Genomic DNA, 5,089 nt, shown 5'->3' on the forward strand with positions numbered 1-5,089 from the left:
GGTGCAGAACGGCTGCGATCACCGCTGCACCTTCTGCATCATTCCGTTCGGCCGCGGCAATTCGCGCTCGGTGCCGATGGGCGCGGTGGTCAGCCAGGCCCGCGCGCTGGTCGAACGCGGCCATGCCGAGATCGTGCTGACCGGCGTCGATCTCACCAGCTATGGCGCCGATTTGCCGGGCACGCCAAAGCTCGGCACGCTGACCAAACAGATTTTGCGGCACGTGCCGGAATTGAAACGCCTGCGGATTTCATCGATCGACTCCATCGAGGCTGACCGCGACTTGCTCGACGCGATCGCGGATGATGAACGGCTGATGCCGCATCTGCATCTGTCGCTGCAATCCGGCGACGATTTGATCCTGAAGCGGATGAGGCGCCGGCATTCCCGCAACGACGCCATTGCGTTCTGCGCGCAGGTGCGGCGGCTGCGGCCGGACATCGCGCTCGGCGCCGACATTATCGCGGGCTTTCCGACCGAGACCGAGGAGATGTTCAAGCGCTCGCAGGATCTCGTGGAGGAATGCGGCCTCAGTTTCCTGCACGTGTTTCCCTACTCGAAACGTCCAGGCACGCCGGCGGCGCGAATGCCGCAGGTGGCGGGCGAAGCGATCAAGGAGAGGGCAAAGCGATTGCGGGCGGCGGGCGAGGTGGCGTTGCGGAAGCGGTTGGCGTCGGAGATCGGTGCGAACCGGCAGGTTCTGATCGAGAGCGGCAAGCAGGGCCGCACCGAACATTTTTTGCCGGTGGCGATCAGCGGTGAGGTGCCTGGGGCGGTTCGGGCGCTGGTGATTACCGGCAATGATGGTGCGCGGTTGATCGTTTGAGGTGCGCGGCGCGTTCGCCTCGGCCGTCATTGCGAGGAGCGCTTGCGACGAAGATTCCAGATTTTTTGTCGCGGCCCTCTGGATTGCGTCGCTGCGCTCGCAATGACGGCTCAATTCCCATTCCACCCGCACGCCCCGAGCCGCTCATGCATGTGCGGCGGCGCCGGCGCGGTGACGCGCACCGGCTCCCTGTTCCTTGAAATCGGAATCACGATCTCGCGGGAATGCAGATGCAGGCGCGGCTCGCCGAAGCGCGGGCCGGTGCCATAGATGTTGTCGCCGACGATCGGCCAGCCCTGTGCTGCCGAGTGCACGCGCAATTGATGGGTGCGGCCGGTGACCGGCTCGAGCGCAAGCCAGCTAAGTCCGTCGCCGCGTCCCAGTACCTTCCAGTTCGTCACCGCCTTCTGACCCTCCGGGTCCGGCTTCTGCCACCAGCCGCGCTCGGCGTTCAGCCGGCCGAGCGGCAGGTCGATGGTACCCTCGTCCGCGGCCGGGCCGCCCTCCACCACCGCCCAATAGGTCTTGGAAATCCGGCCATGCTTGAACAACAGGCCGAGCGAGGCGGTGGCCTTGCGATGGCGCCCCAGCACGAGGCAGCCGGACGTATCCTTGTCGAGCCGGTGCGCCAGAACCGGCGGGCGTGGCAGGCCGAATCGCAACGCGTCGAAGGAGGCCTCCAGATTGGCGCCGCCCTTCGGGCCGCGATGCACCGGCAGGCCCGCCGGCTTGTCGATCACCAGCATCAGCCCGTCGCGGTGGAGAATGCGCGCCTGGATTTCCTCGGCGGTCAATTCGGCGACATCGACCGGCCGTTCGAGACTTTCGCTCATGGCGCGAAACCGCTAACACAGCCGCGCCATGAACGATACCATTGCGGGAACCCCCAAACTGAACTGGTGGCGGCGGCTGTCCGGCGGGCTGAGGCGAACCTCGAATTCGCTTGGCATCGCGGTCGCCGATCTTGTCACCCGGCGCAAGCTCGACCGCGCCATGCTCGACGATATCGAGGACGTGCTGCTGCGCGCCGATCTCGGTGCCGGGGTGGCGGCGCGCATCGCGGAGGCGGTCGGCGCCGGGCGCTACGACAAGGCGATCTCGGCCGATGACGTCAAGGCTGTGGTCGCGGCGGAGGTGGAAAAGGTGCTGTCGCCGGTGGCAAAGCCGCTGGTGATCGATGCGGTGCAAAAGCCGTTCGTCATTCTCGTGGTCGGCGTCAACGGCTCCGGCAAGACCACCACCATCGGCAAGCTCGCGGCGAAACTTTCCGCCGAGGGGCGCAGGGTGATGCTGGCCGCCGGCGACACGTTTCGCGCGGCGGCGATCGAGCAATTGAAGGTCTGGGGCGAGCGCACCGGATCGCCGGTGATATCAGGCGCCCAGGGCTCGGATTCCGCGAGCCTTGCCTTCAATGCGCTCAGTGCGGCCAGGGAACAAAAGCTCGATGTGCTGCTGATCGACACCGCGGGCCGGCTGCAGAACAAGGCCGAGCTGATGAACGAGCTGGAAAAGGTCGTCCGCGTCATCAAGAAAGTCGATGCGTCGGCGCCGCATGCGGTGCTGCTGGTGCTGGATGCCACGGTGGGACAGAATGCGCTGTCGCAGGTCGAGGCATTTCATCGTACCGCGGGGGTTACAGGTCTGGTCATGACCAAACTCGACGGCACCGCGCGCGGCGGCATCCTGGTGGCGCTGGCGGAGAAGCATGGGCTGCCGGTGCATTTTATCGGCGTCGGCGAAGGCGTCGACGATCTGGCGGCGTTCACCGCGCGCGATTTCGCGCAGGCGATCGCGGGAATTGAGAGCTGAAATGAACAAGGCCCAGCCGCATCCGCTGTTCAAGCTTGCGACCGAGCTCGGTCCGCTGATCGTGTTCTTTGCCGCCAACGCCAAATATCACCTGTTCGTGGCGACGGGAGCGTTCATGGCGGCGATCGTCGCGGCGATGATCGCCTCCTATGTTGTGACACGGCACGTACCCGTGATGGCGATCGTCACCGGAATCATCGTTCTGGTGTTCGGCACGCTGACGCTGGTGCTGCACGACGAGACCTTCATCAAGGTCAAGCCGACCATCATCTACGCCCTGTTTGCCGCGATCCTCGGCGGCGGCCTGCTGTTCGGCCGCTCCTTCATCGCCATCATGTTCGACCAGATGTTCAACCTGACGCCGCAGGGCTGGCGCATCCTGACCCTGCGCTGGGCGCTGTTCTTCTGCGCGATGGCGGTCCTGAACGAAGTCATCTGGCGCACCCAGAGCACCGATTTCTGGGTCGGGTTCAAGGCGTTCGGCGCGATCCCGCTGACGATGATGTTCGCGATCGCCCAGATGCCGCTGACCAGGCGCTATCATCTGGCGCCGGTGTCGCTGGAAGCGAGCGAGGCCGATGCAGGGGATGTGCGCAAGGGGTGAGGTAAACGCAACACAGTCGCGTCGTCGGTCGCGCGCTCCCCTCTCCCGCTTGCGGGGGAGGGCTGGGGTGGGGGTGTCTCCGCATATTCCGGTGTTAAGCGGATAGTCCGCTTCCCCCACCCGCCGCGCTCTGACGAGCGCGTCGACCTCCCCCGCAAGCGGGAGAGGTCGATATCGCCTCAGCTCTTCTGCTTGGCGACGATCTTGTCCTTGATCCCGTCATAGGTTTTCTCGGGCAGGATCTTCTTCTGCACCAGTTCGTCCTTGCCCTTGTAGGGACGGCCCTTGATGATCGCCGCCGAATAGGCCTTGCCGATTCCCGGCAGCGCGTCCAGCTGGTCGGCGCTGGCGGAGTTGATGTCGAGCAGGTCCGCTTTCGGAGCGGGCGCCATCTTCGACTCGGTGGCCGCTTTCGGAGCGGGGGCCATCTTGCTGTCGGATTTGGTGGCGGGCTGCGCGGTCTGCGCCATCGACGGGGATGACGTCAACAAGCCCAGGGCGAGCGCGGTGGTGAGAAGCGAAGCGAGCGTGAAATGACGCATAGCGTTTTGTCCCTCCAAGGACGGTTCAAGTAACGGGCGTGAGCTAGCTTTGAATTCGTGGCGGCGAAATGGCCGCGAAATGAACCGCAGATAAAAGCGAAAAATTATTTGTCTCTCATTCCGGGATGTGCCTCTTGGCGCAGGCACGGAATCCATACTCCCGATCGTGGTCATGGATTCTCTGATGTGCAATTGCACATCATAGCTCGCGACTGCGTCGCGCCCCGGAATGACGACCCCGTCGTCACTTCAGCGCCTTCTCGATCTCGGCCTTGAGCACGCTGTCGATGTTGTCAGGCGTCACCGGCCCGACCATCTTGTAGACAATGGTGCCCTCGCGCCCGACCACGAATGTCTCGGGCACGCCGTAAACCCCCCATTCGATCGAGGCACGGCCGTTGCCATCGACGCCGACCACGCCGAACGGATTGCCATAGCGGCCGAGGAAGCGGCGGGCATTGTCCGGCGCGTCCTTGTAGTTGATGCCAACCATCTGCAGCCGCTTGTCTTCGCCGAGCTGGGTCAATAGCGGAGCCTCGTCATGGCAGGGCACGCACCAGGACGCCCAGACATTGACGATGCTGACCTTGCCGTTGAACGTGGAGGGATCGAGCCCGGGCACCTGGGCGCCGTTCGCAAGCAGGCCTTCCAGTGCCGGCAGCGCGGTTTGCGGCGCCGGACGCCCGATCAGGGCGGAGGGAATTTTGGAGGGATCGCCGCCGTACAGCCGCAGCAGGAACAGTCCGGCCAGCGCCAGGAAGCCGATCAGCGGCAGCGTCACCAGCCAGCGCCGGCTTCGCGGCGGTGCGTCGGTCGGTGCGGGCCCGGTCATCGGATGTCCGCCGCGGCGCGCCCGGAGCGCCTGACCACGCCGCCGGCTTCGAGTTCGCGCAGGCGCGCTTTCTGGCGGCGATAGTCGATCGCGATCCAGACGATCAGGACCAGCACCACCGTCGTTACCAGCGCGTAGGATGTCACGACGAAGGAGGCGTAGGGACCGAGCGACATCGCTTAGGCCGCCTGCTTACTGGCTTGCAGCATCTGCAAGGCGCGGACGCGGCGGCGCAGGATCTCGTTGCGCATCGCCGCCAGATGCAGCGTGAGGAACAGCAGTGAAAATCCGACCGCCATCACCAACAGCGGAATCAGGAAGGCGCGGTCGAGCGAGGGTCCGCCCATCCGCATCACCGAGGCCGGCTGATGCAGCGTGTTCCACCAGTCGACCGAGAATTTGATGATTGGCAGATTGATCGCGCCGACCAGCGTCAGGATCGCCGCGGCGCGCGCCGCGCGCGAGGGGTCTTCCAC

The 5,089-nt window shown here is 65.0% G+C and carries 7 protein-coding genes and 1 pseudogene; 3 read left to right on the forward strand and 5 right to left on the reverse strand.

Features of this window, described 5'->3' with window-relative positions:
* Positions 1–826, forward strand: an 826-nt coding sequence (locus WCE35_RS06240) for a MiaB/RimO family radical SAM methylthiotransferase (RefSeq protein ID WP_424592474.1), incomplete at its 5' end; no start/stop codon positions are given.
* Positions 827–936: 110 nt separating this feature from the next.
* On the opposite strand, the gene WCE35_RS06245 is transcribed toward WCE35_RS06240, so the two are convergent.
* Complete coding sequence (locus tag WCE35_RS06245) at positions 937–1,659, reverse strand: RluA family pseudouridine synthase (protein WP_424592475.1); 723 nt, start codon at positions 1,657–1,659, stop codon at positions 937–939.
* 28 nt (positions 1,660–1,687) lie between these two features.
* On the opposite strand from WCE35_RS06245, the gene ftsY reads away from it, so the two are divergent.
* Positions 1,688–2,635 (forward strand): signal recognition particle-docking protein FtsY, encoded by a 948-nt coding sequence (gene ftsY / locus WCE35_RS06250; RefSeq protein WP_424592476.1) that lies wholly within the window; start codon positions 1,688–1,690, stop codon positions 2,633–2,635.
* 1 nt (position 2,636) lies between these two features.
* Positions 2,637–3,239 (forward strand): septation protein A, encoded by a 603-nt coding sequence (locus WCE35_RS06255; protein ID WP_424592477.1) that lies wholly within the window; start codon positions 2,637–2,639, stop codon positions 3,237–3,239.
* Between the two features lie 179 nt (positions 3,240–3,418).
* Here the strand turns inward: WCE35_RS06255 and WCE35_RS06260 are convergent, their stop codons facing one another.
* From WCE35_RS06260 to WCE35_RS06275, 4 genes and pseudogenes are all read right to left on the reverse strand, one after another.
* Positions 3,419–3,781 (reverse strand): ComEA family DNA-binding protein, encoded by a 363-nt coding sequence (locus tag WCE35_RS06260; RefSeq protein WP_424592478.1) that lies wholly within the window; start codon positions 3,779–3,781, stop codon positions 3,419–3,421.
* Positions 3,782–4,025: 244 nt separating this feature from the next.
* The gene (locus tag WCE35_RS06265; protein WP_424592479.1) at positions 4,026–4,613 is read right to left on the reverse strand and encodes a DsbE family thiol:disulfide interchange protein; all 588 of its coding nucleotides are present in this window, start codon (positions 4,611–4,613) and stop codon (positions 4,026–4,028) included.
* A complete protein-coding gene (gene ccmD, locus WCE35_RS06270; RefSeq protein WP_424592480.1) occupies positions 4,610–4,789 on the reverse strand; it encodes a heme exporter protein CcmD in 180 nt (59 codons plus the stop codon). Before ccmD ends, WCE35_RS06265 begins: the two co-directional genes overlap by 4 nt.
* Before the next feature lie 3 nt (positions 4,790–4,792).
* A pseudogene (locus WCE35_RS06275) lies at positions 4,793–5,089 on the reverse strand (heme transporter HemC); the annotation flags it as partial.

It is taken from the genome of Bradyrhizobium sp., from assembly GCF_049691595.1.
Classification (GTDB): Bacteria; Pseudomonadota; Alphaproteobacteria; order Rhizobiales; family Xanthobacteraceae; genus Bradyrhizobium.

Coding starts and splice junctions, on each gene's coding strand:
- WCE35_RS06245 (WP_424592475.1), bottom strand. CDS start 1,659: ATGAGCGAAAGTCTCGAACGGCCGGTCGATGTCGCCGAATTGACCGCC.
- ftsY (WP_424592476.1), top strand. CDS start 1,688: ATGAACGATACCATTGCGGGAACCCCCAAACTGAACTGGTGGCGGCGG.
- WCE35_RS06255 (WP_424592477.1), top strand. CDS start 2,637: ATGAACAAGGCCCAGCCGCATCCGCTGTTCAAGCTTGCGACCGAGCTC.
- WCE35_RS06260 (WP_424592478.1), bottom strand. CDS start 3,781: ATGCGTCATTTCACGCTCGCTTCGCTTCTCACCACCGCGCTCGCCCTG.
- WCE35_RS06265 (WP_424592479.1), bottom strand. CDS start 4,613: ATGACCGGGCCCGCACCGACCGACGCACCGCCGCGAAGCCGGCGCTGG.
- ccmD (WP_424592480.1), bottom strand. CDS start 4,789: ATGTCGCTCGGTCCCTACGCCTCCTTCGTCGTGACATCCTACGCGCTG.